This window comes from Paenibacillus sp. Soil766, from assembly GCF_001428105.1.
Lineage (GTDB): Bacteria > Bacillota > Bacilli > Paenibacillales > NBRC-103111 > Paenibacillus_E.
In genome coordinates this window covers 220,408-238,190 of sequence record NZ_LMSJ01000045.1, presented here as the reverse complement: position 1 = coordinate 238,190, position 17,783 = coordinate 220,408, and the positions used below count along the sequence as shown (strand labels likewise).

General features: G+C 43.8%; 20 protein-coding genes. 5 read left to right on the top strand and 15 right to left on the bottom strand.

Annotation, left to right across the window (positions count from 1 at the left end):
* Positions 1 to 5 precede the first annotated feature (5 nt).
* The 3 genes from ASG89_RS28390 (at position 6) to ASG89_RS28380 (ending at position 2,702) form a co-directional block, all read left to right on the top strand.
* Positions 6 to 974 (top strand): hypothetical protein, encoded by a 969-nt coding sequence (locus ASG89_RS28390; RefSeq protein ID WP_057314627.1) that lies wholly within the window; start codon positions 6 to 8, stop codon positions 972 to 974.
* A 100-nt stretch (positions 975 to 1,074) separates the two neighbouring features.
* Positions 1,075 to 2,172, top strand: a complete 1,098-nt coding sequence (locus ASG89_RS28385) for a hypothetical protein (RefSeq protein WP_057314626.1) — start codon at positions 1,075 to 1,077, stop codon at positions 2,170 to 2,172.
* Between the two features lie 41 nt (positions 2,173 to 2,213).
* A complete protein-coding gene (locus tag ASG89_RS28380; RefSeq protein WP_057314624.1) occupies positions 2,214 to 2,702 on the top strand; it encodes a hypothetical protein in 489 nt (162 codons plus the stop codon).
* Positions 2,703 to 2,746: 44 nt separating this feature from the next.
* On the opposite strand, the gene ASG89_RS28375 is transcribed toward ASG89_RS28380, so the two are convergent.
* Complete coding sequence (locus tag ASG89_RS28375; protein ID WP_056609685.1) at positions 2,747 to 4,078, bottom strand: PhoH family protein; 1,332 nt, start codon at positions 4,076 to 4,078, stop codon at positions 2,747 to 2,749.
* A gap of 113 nt (positions 4,079 to 4,191) precedes the next feature.
* Here ASG89_RS28375 and ASG89_RS28370 point away from each other — a divergent pair, with 113 nt between their 5' ends.
* Positions 4,192 to 4,740, top strand: coding sequence for a YhcN/YlaJ family sporulation lipoprotein (locus ASG89_RS28370; RefSeq protein ID WP_057314623.1), 549 nt, complete (start codon positions 4,192 to 4,194; stop codon positions 4,738 to 4,740).
* 40 nt (positions 4,741 to 4,780) lie between these two features.
* On the opposite strand, the gene ASG89_RS36790 is transcribed toward ASG89_RS28370, so the two are convergent.
* The 6 genes from ASG89_RS36790 to ASG89_RS28345 all read right to left on the bottom strand — a co-directional run bounded on the left by ASG89_RS36790 (position 4,781) and on the right by ASG89_RS28345 (position 8,674).
* Complete coding sequence (locus ASG89_RS36790; protein ID WP_157276848.1) at positions 4,781 to 4,924, bottom strand: hypothetical protein; 144 nt, start codon at positions 4,922 to 4,924, stop codon at positions 4,781 to 4,783.
* A 181-nt stretch (positions 4,925 to 5,105) separates the two neighbouring features.
* Positions 5,106 to 5,387, bottom strand: a complete 282-nt coding sequence (locus ASG89_RS28365; protein WP_057314622.1) for a hypothetical protein — start codon at positions 5,385 to 5,387, stop codon at positions 5,106 to 5,108.
* Position 5,388: 1 nt separating this feature from the next.
* Positions 5,389 to 5,826: a hypothetical protein gene (locus ASG89_RS28360; RefSeq protein WP_057314621.1), complete on the bottom strand. Its 438-nt coding sequence runs from the start codon at positions 5,824 to 5,826 to the stop codon at positions 5,389 to 5,391.
* A 21-nt stretch (positions 5,827 to 5,847) separates the two neighbouring features.
* Positions 5,848 to 6,123, bottom strand: coding sequence for a YlaH-like family protein (locus tag ASG89_RS28355; protein ID WP_057314847.1), 276 nt, complete (start codon positions 6,121 to 6,123; stop codon positions 5,848 to 5,850).
* A gap of 146 nt (positions 6,124 to 6,269) precedes the next feature.
* Entirely contained in the window at positions 6,270 to 8,111 is a 1,842-nt protein-coding gene (gene typA / locus ASG89_RS28350) for a translational GTPase TypA (protein WP_057314620.1), read from the bottom strand.
* Positions 8,112 to 8,275: 164 nt separating this feature from the next.
* Positions 8,276 to 8,674, bottom strand: a complete 399-nt coding sequence (locus ASG89_RS28345) for a hypothetical protein (protein ID WP_235549965.1) — start codon at positions 8,672 to 8,674, stop codon at positions 8,276 to 8,278.
* Between the two features lie 281 nt (positions 8,675 to 8,955).
* Between ASG89_RS28345 and ASG89_RS28340 the strand changes: the two genes are divergently transcribed.
* A complete protein-coding gene (locus ASG89_RS28340) occupies positions 8,956 to 10,182 on the top strand; it encodes an MFS transporter (protein ID WP_063868190.1) in 1,227 nt (408 codons plus the stop codon).
* Between the two features lie 23 nt (positions 10,183 to 10,205).
* On the opposite strand, the gene ASG89_RS28335 is transcribed toward ASG89_RS28340, so the two are convergent.
* The 8 genes from ASG89_RS28335 to ASG89_RS28300 all read right to left on the bottom strand — a co-directional run bounded on the left by ASG89_RS28335 (position 10,206) and on the right by ASG89_RS28300 (position 17,760).
* Positions 10,206 to 10,886, bottom strand: a complete 681-nt coding sequence (locus ASG89_RS28335; protein WP_057314616.1) for a TerC family protein — start codon at positions 10,884 to 10,886, stop codon at positions 10,206 to 10,208.
* Between the two features lie 72 nt (positions 10,887 to 10,958).
* The gene (gene thiI / locus ASG89_RS28330; protein ID WP_057314615.1) at positions 10,959 to 12,167 is read right to left on the bottom strand and encodes a tRNA uracil 4-sulfurtransferase ThiI; all 1,209 of its coding nucleotides are present in this window, start codon (positions 12,165 to 12,167) and stop codon (positions 10,959 to 10,961) included.
* Complete coding sequence (locus ASG89_RS28325; protein ID WP_057314614.1) at positions 12,164 to 13,342, bottom strand: cysteine desulfurase family protein; 1,179 nt, start codon at positions 13,340 to 13,342, stop codon at positions 12,164 to 12,166. Before ASG89_RS28325 ends, thiI begins: the two co-directional genes overlap by 4 nt.
* 165 nt (positions 13,343 to 13,507) lie before the next feature.
* Positions 13,508 to 14,254 (bottom strand): lytic transglycosylase domain-containing protein, encoded by a 747-nt coding sequence (locus ASG89_RS28320; protein ID WP_235549964.1) that lies wholly within the window; start codon positions 14,252 to 14,254, stop codon positions 13,508 to 13,510.
* Positions 14,255 to 14,341: 87 nt separating this feature from the next.
* A complete protein-coding gene (locus ASG89_RS28315; RefSeq protein WP_057314845.1) occupies positions 14,342 to 15,634 on the bottom strand; it encodes a hemolysin family protein in 1,293 nt (430 codons plus the stop codon).
* A gap of 340 nt (positions 15,635 to 15,974) precedes the next feature.
* Entirely contained in the window at positions 15,975 to 16,376 is a 402-nt protein-coding gene (locus ASG89_RS28310; protein WP_057314611.1) for a hypothetical protein, read from the bottom strand.
* A 22-nt stretch (positions 16,377 to 16,398) separates the two neighbouring features.
* On the bottom strand, positions 16,399 to 16,650 hold the full coding sequence (locus tag ASG89_RS28305; RefSeq protein ID WP_414813298.1) for a DUF1540 domain-containing protein: 252 nt from the start codon (positions 16,648 to 16,650) through the stop codon (positions 16,399 to 16,401).
* A 15-nt stretch (positions 16,651 to 16,665) separates the two neighbouring features.
* Complete coding sequence (locus ASG89_RS28300; protein ID WP_057314608.1) at positions 16,666 to 17,760, bottom strand: glycoside hydrolase family 15 protein; 1,095 nt, start codon at positions 17,758 to 17,760, stop codon at positions 16,666 to 16,668.
* Positions 17,761 to 17,783: the final 23 nt, after the last annotated feature.

The following is a 17,783-nucleotide window of genomic DNA, read 5'->3' as shown; positions in this document are numbered from 1 at the left end:
CCCGCATGACAAAGAAGTGGATGACCCTAACAGCGATAACGGCAATTGGCCTAGTCTCGTTGACCGCTTGCACAGACAACACGCAAGTTAAAGAAGCATTTCAGCAATCCCTAAACAAACAATCGGAATTGAAATCTTATACTTTCGATGGCAGCACAACTCTCGTGATCAGTGATGCTTTGATGAAATCAGCCAACCCTCTTACCAACGGTTTGTTATCTTTGATCAGAGAAAGCACAATTACATGGAAAGGTATTAGCCAAGTAGAACCCCTCCAATATCAATCAGACTTACGAATAACGCCAAAGGGATCAACATCCCCCATCGACCTACCGATTCTCATTAAAGATAGCAAATTGTATTTTAATATGCCAGCCTTAAATAAGACAGCTGATGAGTTTTACGCAATTGATTTACAAAAAATGAGTGTCACAACAGCTAGCCCTCTTACCGCTGACACGTTGAAAAATACGCCTCAAGTTTCTACTGCTCTTACGAAATTGATTTTCGATGGACTAGATGCGAAGTGGTTTAAGCAAGCCAAAGAACCAGTTAAGCTTACAGACGGGTCATCAGCTAAATCGATTCAAGTTGATCTGACTACCAAAAATGCAAAAGAAATCAATACCCAATTTCAAGCCAAATTACCGGAGTTTATTGGTACTTTGCAAACTAACGGCTTATTAACTGCTGACAAAGCAGACGCACTCAAGAAAAGTGGGATGGCTGCAATAGCACTCAAAGCACCGAGCAGCATGAAGATCGCGATCGATGATCAAGGCTTTATTCGTGATCAGACGCTGGATATTACATTTACAGTGACGCTAGCTGGTAAAGTCCTCGACAATCATATTACCCTCCATCAAACCACTGATGCGATTAATCAAGGCGCACCTCTGACAAAGGAAATTCCTGCTAAAGTGAAGAGTTTTGATGATATTCTCAAACTCTTAACACCAGCCGCCAAGAAATAGGCATGGAGTTAAATACTTACCTTTCCCCAAAGGTAAGTATTTTTTTGTGCTTCATTTAATAGAAATATGATAATCTATTCATAGGGGGAGAATACCATCAATGAATTCTAAAAAACTCACAGCCTTGCTGTTGTCCATTGTTTTGCTACTACAGCTCGCATTACCTTCTGGTGGCGTATTGGCCGAAGAAACTAAGCCGTCTCAAGACGAAGCCAAGGAACTGCTCCAGAAAGGGCTCACTATTTTCGAAATCGATAAAGAGGTTGCTCGTCTTAACGAACAGGATGCCAAAATCGGTGAGCAAATTAAACAAAATGAACAAGATATCGTAAAGCAAAGCGGTAATGTGGATGCAACTCGCAAGCATGCTGGCAAGGTGCTGCGAGCGTACTATACAGGAGATCGAGACTCAATCTGGATGCTTCTTTTCGCGGCAAACTCCTTTACTGACGTCTTACGCATGTTCGAATACTTACAGATGATCATCACGAATGACCATCGCTCACTAGCACAGTTCATGGATTCCTTTCAGAAGCTCACTACGTTACAAACGGAACTAGCTAATTCTCGCACTGAGCTGCAGAAAACCAAAGAAAATTTCCTGCAACAGCGTGAACGGCTCGTTAAGCTCCAAGAAGAGTTGGACAAACAACTGGCTGTCAGTGCACAAGCACAGGTCATTGCAACCCAAATCAAGAGCTTGAACGATCAATGGAAGCAAGAAGGCTTGCCTTTGGCGAGAGATTATCTAGACAATTTATCTGTGGCCTTCCGTGAACTGCCACAATTTCTTATGTCTGACAATAAGTATATTAGCGTCACCTCCACAACACCAGTTGTCAATCTGACAGACACAGATTTCAATACGTATCTTCACTCAAAGAGCGAGCTTCTGAAAACGTTGAATTTTGAATTCAAAGATGGCGCTATGGTCGCCACAGGCAAAAAAGGTGAGTTGCAGATATCCATACAAGGGAACTTCATCCTTCTCACGAACACAGAAAACTTGAATGAAGTCCGCTTTGTTGTAAATAATCTTGAATTTAACAGCTTTAAGCTGCCAGATACAACCATCGCAGACTTTACGAAGGAATTTTCATTAGGATTTGTACCGAAAAAAGTAGTGAGCTACCTCGATGTAATCAGTGTCGAAACCAAAAAAGGTGTGGCAGTTGTGAAACTCAAATTATCTCTGTAAACTAATAGGGATCATGCATGGAAAAGTGAGGAATAACAAAAATGGATTTCAAAATTGGCCTAATGATGGATCTACCCGACGGAAAAATACCTGGCTTCTATGCCCAAATCGTCAAAGCACTTGCCGGCAAAGTCGAGTTATTCGATCGCGATAAAGAAATGTTGATTGTCAGTAACGAAGAGCAGCAACGTGCTGCGCTTGACGTAATGGCCCATTTTAACATTGAAACCACAGTAATGGAGCTCCGCTTGCTAGCTGAGGATGCAGAATTGACGGATTTGTTCAGTGACTACGGGTTCACTAGTCGTGCAGAACACAACTATTTGTATGATAAAATCGTCATTCCTTTCCGCTTCACTGCGAATAGTCCCTCTGTCGAGGTTGATCAAGCAGCCCTTCAGGTTGAAGAGCATCTCATCGCCCAGTATAAAGACGGCGACCACGACGTGTATGTCGTTGATCGTCAGCTCGAAGAGCTCATGCAAGGAATCGCTAAAGCTTATCGCTGCAGCATCGAAATTCTTCGCTAAAACGAGCAAAAAGCCCACATCGGCTGATGTGGGCTTTTCTTTATTTAGAGTAAATCTGCTGCCAATTGAGCAAGGTGTGAGCGTTCGCCACGTTCTAATGTGATATGTCCGCTTATCCCTTCCTGTTTAAAGCGTTCTACCACATACGTAAGCCCATTGCTCGATGCATCTAGATAAGGATGGTCAATTTGATCAGGATCACCAAGGAGAACGATTTTACTACCTTCACCAACACGAGATACAATCGTTTTCACTTCGTGTTTTGAGAGGTTCTGCGCTTCGTCGATAATAATAAACTGCCCAGGTATAGAACGGCCGCGAATATACGTTAACGCCTCTACTTGAATACTGCCTAGACCGGCAAGTATTTTTTCAATATCACCTGGTTTTTTGGTATCGAATAAGTATTCCAAATTATCATAGATCGGCTGCATCCAAGGGCGCAGCTTTTCATCTTTTTCACCAGGCAGGTAACCGATATCCTTGCCCATCGGGACGACCGGACGAGCAATTAACAGTTTCTTATATTTACGATCATCCTCAATTTTCATCAGCCCCGCAGCTAACGTAAGCAGCGTTTTTCCTGTACCCGCTTTCCCAGTTAGGGTGACGAGCGGGATATCGTCATTGAGCAGAAGCTCAAGAGCCATTCGCTGCTGCGCATTACGCGCGGCAATTCCCCAAATGGGATCATTACTCATGTAAAGCGGCTCAAGTTTTTTGGCATCTGGTGTAACTTTGAGCAGTGCGGACTTGGAAGAGCCCAGTTCATCGCGCAGGATTACGAATTCGTGCGGATGCAACATATAGCTCAAGTTAAGCGATGTAACGGTCAAGAAGCGATACGAATAGAACTCATCAATGATCGAAGGATGAACAAAGAGCGTGATATACCCGGTATACATATCGGTTTGAGCCACAATTCGATCCGTTAAGTAATCCTGTGCCGGAATGCCCAGTACATCCGCCTTGATTCGGACCAACGTATCTTTACTAACAATAACGACTGGTCTTGCCACATCATTTTCTTGCTCTTCCAAATGGTAATTCAGTGCAACCGCTAGAATGCGATTATCGTTCGTTAATTCAGCAAACGTATCTTGCAGCTTCGCAAAGCTGCGATGGTTAAGCTCCACTTTAATGCTGCCGCCATGTCCAAGTGTTATACCATCAGATAAATTGCCTTTGGCTCTTAATCCGTCTAGTAATCTCGAGACATGTCTGGCATTGCGACCGATTTCATCCGCATTTCGTTTCTTAGAATCGATTTCTTCCAACACCACGGCGGGTATGACTACTTCATTATCTTCAAATGCGAATAAAGCATTGGGATCCTGAAGCAGTACATTGGTATCTAACACGTAAATTTTTTTCATTGGTGTGTCCCCTCCCAGATTTGGCGTTAGATCATTGGTTATATTCATACATACAACCTAACTGTACAGGACAAACTAAACGCGAGATTCAAGGAAAGAAGGGAACGATTCTGGTGAGACTAATATACGTATGCGGACTGATACTGATCCTCGCGGTAGGCTGCAGTCAAGCGCCGAAAAGTGGTGCCCCCTCTCAAGATACGAATCAAAAACAAGTAAAAGTTCAACAAATTGCTCCGCAAAAGCTAGAGATCAAAGATTCTAAGGCAGTTGCAGCGCATTTGGAAAACCTAGCATTGGGTATCCCTCAGGTTGAAAGCGCACATTGCGTCGTCTTCGGCAATACAGCTGTCGTCGGCATTAATATTAAGAAGGAGCTTGATCGAGCCCGAGTCGGAACCGTTAAATATTCAGTAGCCGAAGCACTCAAGAAGGATCCTTATGGTGTAAATGCGATCGTGACAGCTGATATGGATTTAGATCAACGCTTACGCAACATCCGGGATAACATTCAAGCGGGAAGACCGATCACAGGCTTTGCAGAACAAATGGCTGATATCGTTGGTCGTGTGATACCACAACTGCCGCGTGATATCCGCAATGATCCAGATATTGATAACGCAGGTCCTAATGGGGATAGCCCACAGGTTCCAGCCCGATAAATCGCTGAAGATGACAAAAAGCCTGACTGCTTACGCAGATCTAGGCTTTTTTTATCGCATCAAAAACTTGGCCGAGTGAAAAAAGGGCATCTCGGCTCTCACAAGCTTTCGCATATTCAGCTGAATTGATCGTGCGGGCGCTATCTTTCCATTGCATCGGTGCAGCTGTTAGATGTTCAGCCATATCGTTTGCGCCTCCTACTAGGTGGTTGAAAACGCTCCTTACACTTACAGTATAGCATAGCGAGTGCCAAGCGTTCCACCATTATGTATCTATTTTCAATTCCATGGGGCAATCCTTAGATATACTTTAGTGTACGTTGAATTGGTAAAGTTATGTCCCTAGATGTCCATAGCGTTAACCGCTATTGATTATTGTATATGGGATTCGAGTTAATATCATCCAACAGCTTTGAAGCACTCTCGCGATCGAAACAATGCTTATGATATTCCCCTTCATGGTCATAACCAATCCATATTTTCATCGGATCTTCGATTGGCAGCACTTCAAGATTACTAACTCCGTGATCTTCAACTAAAATAAGTGCAAAAAAGTCCAACGTTTCCTTCGCCGCTTCATCCTCAGGACGAGCTTGAGAAACAATATGCATTTGCAGCCAATTGAAAAAAGCATCCCCTAGCTTCATCTCATCGTCCATCCTCTCTTAGTAGAACAATATCATAACCAGTATCTAACCAATCCAACCATTGTTTGATCCACACGTCATACATCCTATTACTAGCTTGCCTTTGTTCATCCATTGCCATTAATAGCACCTTCGACTCCTGCCTAGTCAATAAACGGTCCAGAAAGGCTTCTGCGCAGTGTGAAAGATGAAATGGCTCACCATCAAATACAAGGTTACCTGCTTGCGTCAAATCTAGTTCTACGAGGTCTGAACCACATATTTCTTCTTCATCACTGAGCAGCAGGCTCGCTTTAAACATCTGAAGTAAGCGAGGATGTTGCCTGTCTGCAAGCTGACGGAACGATTCAAATTCTGCGTCAGGCATACAACTCATGCGCTCAGCCCCCAACACGAGCGGCGAATAACTAAGAATAGGTGTTAACCAATATCTAGTCATATAGCATGAACTCCTTACTTGTTAGGTCGGCCTTTTGCCGGTTCTCTTTTCAATAAAATATCGGATTCTCACCATGAACATCAAAGAGATCGCCACAGCCAAGCAAAGTACAATAGGCAACCCAACGATTTGGAATACGAGGAGCATCACAGAACCGAGTGCTAATAGCACATAAATTAGGGCTGTTTTGAGTACAGGTAGTTTGCGCGTACGAAACACTTTATTGTACACATAAGACATGAAAACAAAGATTAACAGATACGTGATCAAGAGGTGATTGGCAAACCATTCATTCAGGGCAGTCAACGAACATACACTCCATTTCATTAATAGGTTAAGTCATTCAAGATAAGTCATTCCTCATTATCCCTTAAAACGACAATAAAATAAAGGGAAATGCGGCTAGAAAGCCCACATTTCCCTTTATTCGAATTCTTTGTGAATTAAACGTTAGCTTCCGCTGTTTTGCGGTGCTTCTCAGCACGCTCGCGCTCGCTCTTGTTCAAAATCTTTTTACGGATACGAACTGATTTCGGTGTAATTTCACAATACTCATCATCATTCAAGTACTCAAGAGCTTGCTCCAAAGAGTACGAGCGAGGTGTTTTCATTTTTACTGTTTCTTCTTTATTTGCGGAACGGATGTTGTTTACTGCTTTTTCTTTACAAATGTTAACAATGATATCATTGTCACGTGTATGCTCACCAACAACCATACCTTCGTAAACTTCTGTTTGCGGATGAACGAACAAGATACCGCGATCTTCGACAGAAAGAATTCCGTATAGTGTAGATACGCCGGATTCACTGGAAACGAGTACGCCTTCGTGACGTCCGCCAACGCCTGCTCCTTGGTATGGACCATAGCTGTCAAAAGCATGGTTCATAATTCCGTAGCCGCGAGTAAGCGTTAGGAAGTTCGTTCTGTAACCGATCAAACCGCGTGCTGGGATCTTGAACTCTAGACGAACGTTACCGCTGCCGTTGTTGATCATGTTGACCATTTCGGCTTTACGAGAACCTAAGCTCTCCATAACGGAACCCATACTGTCTTCTGGAACGTCGATGATCAAATGCTCAATCGGCTCCATTTTTTGTCCGTCGATTTGACGAATGATAACTTCTGGTTTGGAAACTTGCAATTCAAAGCCTTCACGACGCATGTTCTCGATTAGGATACCTAAGTGAAGCTCACCGCGGCCAGATACAATGAATGCATCCGGGCTGTCTGTATCTTCAACGCGCAAGGAAACATCTGTTTCAAGCTCTTTGTATAAACGCTCACGGATTTTTCGGGAAGTAACCCATTTACCTTCACGACCAGCGAAAGGCGAGTTGTTTACGATAAATGTCATTTGAAGAGTTGGCTCATCGATTTTCAATACTGGCAATGCTTCTGGGTTCGCTGGATCAGCTACCGTTTCACCAATGTTAATATCTTTGATACCTGCAATTGCAATGATATCCCCTGCAGCTGCTTCTTCAATTTCAATACGTTTCAAGCCTGAGAAACCGAAAAGCTTCTCGATTCTAGCTTGCTTTTGTCCACCTTCACGTGTCATAACAGCAACTGTTTGACCTTGACGGATTTTACCGCGGTTCACACGGCCTACACCGATACGACCCAAGTACTCATTGTAATCCATCAATGTAACAAGGAATTGCAATGGTTGTTCAACATCTTCCGTTGGTGATGGAATGTGCTGAACGACTGTTTCGTAAATAGCTTCCATGTTATCATCTTGTTTCTCTGGATCAAGGCTTGAAGTTCCTTGCAATGCGGATGCATATACAACGTGGAAATCAAGTTGCTCGTCAGTAGCACCAAGTTCAATGAACAAGTCAAGAACTTCGTCAACAACTTCTTGTGGACGAGCGTTCGGACGGTCAATTTTGTTTACAACAACAACTGGAGAAAGATTGCTCTCAAGTGCTTTACGAAGTACGAATTTCGTTTGTGGCATTGTGCCTTCGAAAGCATCAACAACCAACAATACGCCGTCTACCATTTTCATGATACGTTCAACTTCTCCGCCGAAGTCAGCATGCCCTGGTGTATCTACAATGTTAATCAAGTAATCTTTATAGTTAATCGCCGTATTCTTTGCAAGAATGGTAATACCGCGTTCTCTCTCTAGATCGTTGGAATCCATTGCTCTTTCTTGAATAGCTTCGTTATCGCGGAATGTTCCGGATTGTTGAAGCAATTTATCTACGAGTGTTGTTTTACCGTGGTCAACGTGAGCGATAATGGCAATGTTGCGAATCTTGTCTCTTGCGTGCATGAATGTCAAACCCTCTCTACCCTATAATTTTCGTCTCTGTTCATAAAACAAGCGTCGGACATAAGCGCCGACGCTTGACATTTACACTTAGTATACGCAGTTTCTCGACATTATGCAAGAAAAAAGGCACACAAATCAAAACTTTTAACTGGAAAGAGGTGAGATCACCATAATCTTCGTTTCCGGAAAATCATGGAAAGTCCTGCTACAACAAGGATCAAAGCGATTACATAAATCCCTAGTTTGACTAGTAAGGTCAAGGCAAAAAGCGCTGCCGAAATGATCCCTAATACCATAGCTGCGATCCAAATGCCGCGATTACTCCCCCGATCAAACAAGTGAAGTTCATACAAGCCAATGGCAGGACCTAGAATGAAGCCTGGCCAAATATAGGCCATTGAGCCCCAACCAAATAAATTGCAAAAGAAAAACATAAGGGCATATGTGGTTAAAATTCCGCCAGGAACGAGAACGCCAGCTGGCAAGCGACGGTTGAAATACAATAAATGAAAGAGCAGCCCTGGCACAAGTAATATAAGCGGCCAAAAAAAGGAGAGCAACAAATGGAAGACTCCTAATTTGCCTAGCAACAATAAAACAGCCAAGCCAATAAATAAAATACCAATGGAGTAGCTATTTCTAGCGATACGAATCCCCCCTTAAATGGACATATGTTGAGTAGGATCAGTCGACTCATTAATCGACACCCTTCAACAAATATTTTAGCTTACATGACATGAAAATGCTAGGTGTTTATCGGTGTCATTCTTTGCGTTCGAATCCATTTGGCTGGGTATACTAAAGCTCGCACAGAACCCTATAAGCCTCGGCAAATGGTCTTCTGATGTACAACTGGGGAGGTATCATGGGACAAACCATTACAAGCAATAAGACACAGCGGAAACCACTTTGGACCAAAGCCTTTCTAGTCACATCACTTGCAAATTTACTGCTGTTTTTTAGTTTTCAAATGCTGATCCCGACGATACCTACTCATTTATCACAATTAGGCGGAGACAACATACAGGTTGGACTTGTCATTGGGATCTTTACCATTTCCTCGCTCCTGACACGACCATTCGCGGGTAGAGCATTAGACCATCTAGGGAGAAAACATGTTCTTCTCGTCGGGTTAGCGATTTGCGCACTCACGATTGCTGGATATTCATATATCGCAGCAGTTACACTTATTCTAGCCGCACGTTTTGTTCATGGCATCGGCTGGGGGTTGTCAACGACATCGCTTGGAACCATAATAGCAGATATCATCCCTCCTGAACGCCGCGGTGAGGGCATGGGCTATTATGGGCTATCCAACACCTTAGCTATGGCAGTCGGTCCATTAACTGGCCTGTGGGTTATGCAGTCCATTGGGTTTTCTTATGTGCTTTTAATCTCAACCATCCTTGCGATTTTATCTTTGTTTAGCTCGCTTTTCATTACGTATCCGAAGCCGCTTCCACCCGTGAAATCTCGCCAACGAACTCGCTTTGTAGATCGTTTATGGGAACAAAGCGCACTCCTCCCTTCTGCCCTGCTGCTATGCAGCGCAATTTGTTACGGAGGAATTGTAACCTTCATTACCTTGTTCGGCTTAGAAACCGGTATCCCTAATGTTGGTTTATTCTTCTTATGCAATGCCAGTATGGTTCTACTCGTACGTCCCCTCACAGGTGTACTCTTTGATCGCAAAGGGCCGGAGTGGGTTCTGCTCCCTGGCGCGGCATTTACGATTACAGGCCTGATTTTGCTTTCTTATGCACACTCTAATACTAACCTAGCTATTGCAGCCTTATGTTATGGCGTAGGTTTTGGTTCCATACAACCTGCTCTACAGGCGTGGACGATTCAGCGTTCTTCCCCTGAGCGGCGAGGTGCAGCCAATGGAACCTTCTTCTCAGCCAACGATCTAGGCATTGGATTAGGTGCTATGGCGCTAGGGGCCATCGCCAACTGGAGTGGCAGTTATGCCTTGATGTACAGGTATTCCACTGTATTAATCGTTTTATTCCTCTTCATCTATGGCTGGTCCTTCTGGGCTTACACTTGGCCAAAAAAAACAGCACACTGACCGATGGTCAGCGTGCTTATAACTCATTCATTCCGTGTCTTTAATTGAAGCATACGTACCCCTTTGGCGATAGCCCCTGCCGCAATTACGACGATGGTCGCCATAACGGGGATCCAAACATGTAAAAACTCATAATCATGCAGCAGCCAATCAATCATCTTCTCATCTTTCACAAACATTTCCCCTGCTGTATAACCAAGTATGCCCGCTCCGATAAATACCAATATCGGGTATTTCTGCAGCAAATTCATTACGAGTGTACTTCCCCAAATAATAATAGGGATACTTAGTCCAATACCTAAAATTATGACCGTATTATTGCCGTTACCTTTAGCTGCAATAGCTAATACATTATCTAAACTCATGACGAAATCTGCAACGATAATGGTCCAAATCGCTTTGCCAAGTGTTGCAGCTTCTTTGACATTCGAATGCCCATCTTCATCCGTAAGAAGCTTAACCGCAATCCATAAGAGCAAGATAGAGCCACCAGCTTGGATAAACGGAATTGAAAGCAAACTTACAGCTACAAGTGTCAATATTAAGCGCAGCGCAATTGCACCGAAAGCCCCCCACCAAATTGCAAGTTTTCGCTGCTCGAGGGGAAGATTCTTGCTAGCTAATGCGATGACAACGGCATTATCACCGCTCAGAACGATATTGATTAACATAATCTGCAGAAATAAAAGTAGCGCATCAATCATTGCTTCACGACCTCCTGGCGAACATGGAGAGCAAGTGATTGGAAAGGATGCGATCACAGCGGCATCGAGGAGTTAGAATAAATGGGCGGTAGTTTCCTGTTTCAATTGTCCATGTACGATTTCAATAGTTTCTGTTTCTAAGACCGCTTTGTCAATTAGCTCATTTAGAAAACCCATGCTAGCTTCCAGCTTCTCCACCAAGGTCAAATTAGGATTTGTACTTGGTGATGGTGGAAGAAATAAGGAGCAGCAATCTTCATAGGGTAATATCGAAATAGGAAAAGTCCCAATCGATTCAGCAAGACCAATAATTTCTTGCTTGTCCATCATCATCAACGGTTGTAGGAGCGGTAAGGTGACCACACGACCAATGGCATTGAGACTTGGCAGAGTTTGACTGGCAACTTGCCCCAAGCTCTCGCCAGTAACTATGGCTCCGAGTCCTTCACGCACAGCAATGCGTTCTGCAATTCGGTACATAGCCCGCCTAATGAGCGTGACCAGCAGATTATCCTGATACTCACGATGAATGGAGGTTTGCACCTCCGTAAAAGACACCATGTGAAGCTTTAGGGAATCCGTGTAGCCTGCCAACTGATTCGCAAGCTGAATGACCTTATCCTTTGCCCGTTCACTCGTATAAGGGTAGCTATGGAAATGGATAGCCTCCATTGTTAAACCTTTTCGCATAGCTAACCAGCCTGCAACAGGACTATCTATACCTCCAGACAACATGAGTAACGCTTTGCCACTCGTTCCTGACGGGAATCCCCCAACTCCTTCAATGACTTCTACATACAAAAGAACCTTATCCTCTCGGATTTCTACACGCAATTCTACCTCAGGCTTTCGAACGTCCACCTGTAACCCCGGAATTGCTTGAAGTACATAACCACCAACCAAATAATTCATCTGTTGAGAGTCATGTGGAAAGGTTTTGTTAACCCTGCGAACTGTTACCTTAAAGGTTGAAGGTTGTTGAGGTAATGCCTGAATCATCCGCAGTGCCGTTTCTTGAATCGACTCTAATGCTAAGGGCGCATGATACGCTGGACTAAAAGATGCAAGTCCAAATACACGTTGTAAAGCAGCAGTAGCCTGTTCATAAGCGGCACCCCCTAGCTCCACATATACGCGTCCAAACTCAGGAATATACCTAAGATCAGGAAAAGAACTTAAAACTTTACGAATTTGAATCATAACACTTTGTTCAAATCGCTTGCGATTTTTACCTTTTAGCATCATTTCGCCAAAGCGCAATATTAAACAATCCGGTTTCATTTTCGCTTCCCCCTTTGGATGACTGATGGATTTCTCATGGGAGCAAGCTCCTTGACCACCTCTTGTAATGAGCGCAGAAACTGCGCTATATCTTGCGCTTGATGTTCATCTGAAAAGCTAATTCTTAAGCCGCTCGCTGCCAAATCACGCGGATACCCCAATGCCAGCATGACCTCACTGGGTTCTGATTCTCCTGATGCGCAGGCTGATCTCGTCGAAATGTAGATCCCTTTCTGCTCAAGAGCATGCACAACAACCTCTGCCTTCATCCCTGCGAAAGTAAAATGAACAATATGAGGAACCATCTCTTGCTCGAACTCAGAACCTGTAATCGCCAGTTCAGGTATTGCAGCAATTCCTGCTAACAATTGCTGTCTCAGCGCGTACTTGCGAGCTATTTTGGATGTGAGATTATCCATACTGATTCGGAGCGCTTTGGCCATTCCTACAATTAAAGGGACGTTCTCCGTACCAGATCGAACACCAAATTCTTGTCCCCCGCCTGCAAGCAATGGTTTGAGCTGTACGCCTGCTCTCCGATACAAGACCCCCGCACCCTTAGGCCCTCGAAATTTGTGTGCAGAAGCACTGCAGAGGTCAACTCCCCATGCCTTCGGTTCTAGCGGAAGCTTAGCAATACCCTGCACGGCGTCCACATGAAAGATGATTTTCGGAAAACCCGCGAGGTACTGACCTATTTCTTGAATCGGTTGGATCGTACCAATCTCATTATTCACATACATGATGCTAACAAGGATCGTATCCTCGCAAATTGCTGCTTGCAGATCCTCTAGCTGCACTCTACCAGTCTTAGAGACAGGCAAATAGGTAACACGAAAGCCCTCTTGTTCAAGTCCTGCAAATACTTCCTTAACGGATGGATGCTCGATTTGTGTAGTAATCAGATGCTTGCCTCGTTGCATATAGTTGTAGGCTACGCCTTTAATCGCTAAGTTATTACTCTCCGTCCCGCCAGATGTGCAAATGATTTCACTCGTTGATACCTTAAGCGAGGAAGCTATGACTTCCTTCGCGCTCTGCAGAAGCTTTTCTGCTTCTACACCAAGACGATGAATCGAGGATGGATTTCCATAATGGGATTTCATCACTTCCGCGATAGTTGCTATGACTTCTTCATAAAGCGGCGACGTTGCCGCGTAATCCATATAAAGCATGATTTGCAGATTCCCCTTCATACCTCTAAACTAATTGGTTCTTGTTTCATAGGATGCTTTTTCCTATTAAAACTTATATCCGATGAGAACTCAAGTAAATAGGCAACAATGCGAAAAGCCGATCTCCGCATAGAACATGCGAAAACCAGCCCATTGGAACCGTATTTATTGAGCAAATTTAGTACGATGATCGAGCACTTTCGAAACATAAGCTTGTGTCTCTTTTGGCAAGAACTGCAGCTTAATGGCCAAATCCTGATCTGTCTTTATCCCTAAGCGATCGACTCGGCCAGGCCCAGCATTGTAAGCAGCAAGCGCAACGCCTTCGTTCCCATTGTATTTCTTCAACAATCCACTTAGGAAATGTGTACCAGCATCTATGTTCTGCTTCGGATCAAATGGATTCGTAACCCCATAACCGCTGCTTGTTCCATCCATTAGCTGCATTAATCCTTTGGCACCTGCGGATGAAACTGCCTGATGGTTAAACGAAGATTCTTGCTGAATGACCGCTTTAACTAAGGAGGTATCTACGCCATATTTCAAGCTCGCTTGACCAATGAGTCCTTCAAACTGCGCCGCATTCGTTGACTGAGAGAGGGACTGCAAAGGTGTATATGATTTATTCAAAGCGCCTAATGCGCTTGGCAACTCGCTTAACGATTGATTTAGTGCAGAGGCATCTAACGCGTCCGTCTCTGTACCTACAGTTTGGCCCATCAACGTGTTCAAAAGCTCACTAAAATCATTGGTTTCGTCTGAGCTAGATGTTGAGCGGTTATCGGCGAAAAGACTTAATTTACTCATTGTCTGAAGCTGAAGCAGCTCCTTCAACACTCTAGGGTCAATTCCTTGGGTATTCGTGATGCTGTTCATTCTCAGACCTCGCTTTTTCATTTTCGATGTATTCATTGTACACGTTTTGAGCCCTGACGACTATACTTTTATTCTAAAAGGGTAGAAAAAAAGGACAGTCTAGTGACTGTCCCCTCTTGCCTTTCAAGAAATATTCTGTTGCAGCATTTCATTGTCATTCAATGATCTTCTCACTGTGACACGTGAAATGCGCAAATGATCGGTTTCTTCAACGATAAACATAAACTCGTCATTATAACTTACCTGTTGATTTCGGCTAGGAGGAATTTCGGTTTGGGAATAAATCCAACCACCGATCGTATCGTAATCATCCGACTCGATCTCTAGTCCGAAGTATTCATTAACTTCATCAATTAACAACAGTCCATCAATGGAGAATGTATGCTCATCTTTCATTTCGATCGTTGGGCGCTCCTCATCAAACTCATCTTGAATTTCACCAACAATCTCTTCCATAATGTCTTCCAACGTCACTAAACCTGATGTACCGCCGTATTCATCAATGAGCAAAGCCATCTGGCTCTTGCGTTTCTGCATCATTTTCAGTAGATCACTGATATGGATGGAATCAGGTACTGTGGTAATCGGTCGAATAATTTTCTTAATGCCTTTGAGGTTGGCATCTGGCTTCAGCAAATCCTTAATGTGAACGAAACCGATGATGTTATCCTTATCCGGATCACACACGGGGTAACGTGTTCGCATTTCTTTTATCGCGATAGCTAAGTTCTCCGCATAAGAAAGTCCTGCATATAAGCATTCCATTTCTGTACGTGGAATCATAATTTCGCGTGCTGTCGTCTCAGCAAATCCGAATATATTATCAACAAGCGTGAGCTCTGTGTTATCTATTAGTCCGTTTTTGTGGCTTTCCTGCATCAGGACTCGAATTTCGTCCTCCGTATGCGCAGATTCGTGTTCCGTTGTAGGCTCAATCCCAGCACGGCGCAACATCCAATTCGAAATGCCATTTAATGTCCAAATGAACGGGTACATCATTTTATAGAATAATACCATGGGTCCTGCAGAGAGCAGCGTAATTTGTTCCGCTTTACGAATCGCATACGTTTTAGGAAACTGTTCACCTAACGTGATATGAAGAGTAGTCATTAAAGAAAAAGCGATAATAAATGTAATCGTGTGAAAAACGGAGTCTGGTAGTCCCAGCGGAGCGAATAAAGGCTCTAAAATTTTGGCGAACGTCGGTTCACCTACGTAACCAAGTCCTAATGAGGTGAGTGTTATTCCTAATTGACACGCACCAAGATAAGCATCAAGATTATTCATAATTCCTTGAGCAAACTTCGCATTTCGCCGGCCTTCACCGACAAGCGATTCAATCCGACTTCCACGCACTTTCACCATTGCAAATTCTGCTGCGACAAAAAAACCGTTTAACAACACTAGTCCAAACATTAACAGAAAACTGATTAACGTTTCGGGCAAAGGATCTTCCAATACCTTACCTATCCCCTAACAAGTGCAAAAGCTGCACCCAGGAGAGTAGGTACACCTCCCTTAATTTTCGATTTTAATTAGATTAAATATCACTACTCATTATATAATAATACTGTAATCATTCAAAGGTGCGAATATGACACTTGAAGCCAAATAGTACGAGCAAATGGGCGTAAACACATTAAAATGAGCCCTTCTTGCGCTTATACACTGGAATAATGGCATTCTTGAGCTCTTTTTCACCTTTTCTTCAGAAAAATAAATAAAAGCAAGCCGATTTCTCAGCTTGCTCGCCTTGCTAGGAATAGTATGGAATTAATAAAAAATAGGCGGCAACGGCAATTAAACCTAGGACAACGGACCAAGAGCCAATGCTCTTATTTCCCATTACAAAAGCAATAACACCGAGTATAATACCTGAAATCCCAAGCAAAACTGGCCATACAAATAAAGAGGCCAAAGCAACAAACAGTGCAACATATCCCACTGCTTTATTGCGTGTTACAGCTTCAACGAGCTCAGCGACTTCCTCATCAGAAACGGTCGAGGTTGACTCATCTCTGCGATTCATTCTAGCCTGAGGTACAGCAATCTCTGCTGCATATTCTTCTTGGGCATGAAGTCCGCTTTCGATGCGAAGCTGACTCTTCTGGTATCGCTCCTTGGTGGCATTGTCTAAAGAACGTTCCTCTTTATTCATGCTACCTCCGCGTTACACATACCTAATGTTTGGTCGCAGCTTTAAACGTGTGGCAACACGTATTGGCTGCTTTTGTTGCATTATCATGATGAGTAGTATCAAAAGATTCCTCTGAAGCAAATTCTTCATTGTAGCTGGCATTCGCGTGCTGATCAATTTCAATCATAATCGTGTCTGCATGACAGTTATTTCCCTGTGTCCAGTACTCGCAATTGGATACTGCGCATTTGACTGCTGGCATCATCATCACCCCCAGTAACAATTTGCCCGCCACAGGAGTGATCTATCCTTATTGCAGTCTGTCAGATAAGACCAAGAACATCGCATGTGACCATAGCAGCGGGAGAGCAGGATCGCCATGACTGGCAATCCACTCTGCATATTCGGAAGGTTCGCGGAGGTTATCAGCGACTTGTTCCGGGAACCTGCCAAGCGCATCAGCCTTATTTGCTATCCAATCTAAGCAACGCTGTGCCTCCTCCCTGTTCCCCAGTTCAAACTGAAGCCATCCGTACCAGGAAGTCAACAAGAGCCATTCACCACCACCGTAGTAGCGATCCTCGATGTACCGCTGTATCCCTCCATGCTTGAGATCAGCCTCAATTGCTTGCACCGTTCGTAGCATAATCGGGTCTCCTGGTTCACATACACCAAATGGTAAGGCGAGCCACATTAGGCTTGCGTCTACACCGAACAGCGCAGGTTGCCAGACTTCATTCACACAATGAATGGACTTCACGAAACGCCCGTCATGAACAGCATGGGTATGTATAAAATGTCTGATGAGATCAGCTTTCTCAATCAAGGCCGGACGTCCTTCTAGTTCACCTAGCGCCTTTAGTCCTCCATATAAGCAAGCCAACGTCGCTGGATGGACATAATCAGGATATTCCTCCCAGCAATCAAAATTCGGATAGTGCCAGAATGTCATGATATAATCTAATGTTATCTCAATGCTTTCCCTTAACTCTTCTAGAAGTGTAGGATGACCCGTCAAGCGTATATGTTCTACTAGCCCCCAAATCCAAGCCCCATAACCGTCTAATTGGAAGTGACCCCATTCGGAATGATCATCGCGTCCATCCAACTGATACCTTGTCCCTAAAAATTCGGAACGATCGATCCACTCCTTATTCTCGTGTTTTCGCATTAACTCTGTAAGCCGCGGGCGTTTGTCATTCAGAACACGATGCACCCAGCGGTAGAATTGTTCCGCACTTTTCGATTCTCCAACACGATCCATAGCATTCGCAATAAAAGAGCCATCACGCAGCCAACTATAGGAATAAGTTGAAAAAAGAGGAGAAGCCACGTAACCTCCACTAGGATGTTGATTCAGCTTAATAATATCCTTGCTAACGCTGACTAAATGTTTTAGTTCCATGACGTTTCCCTCCCTTTTATATG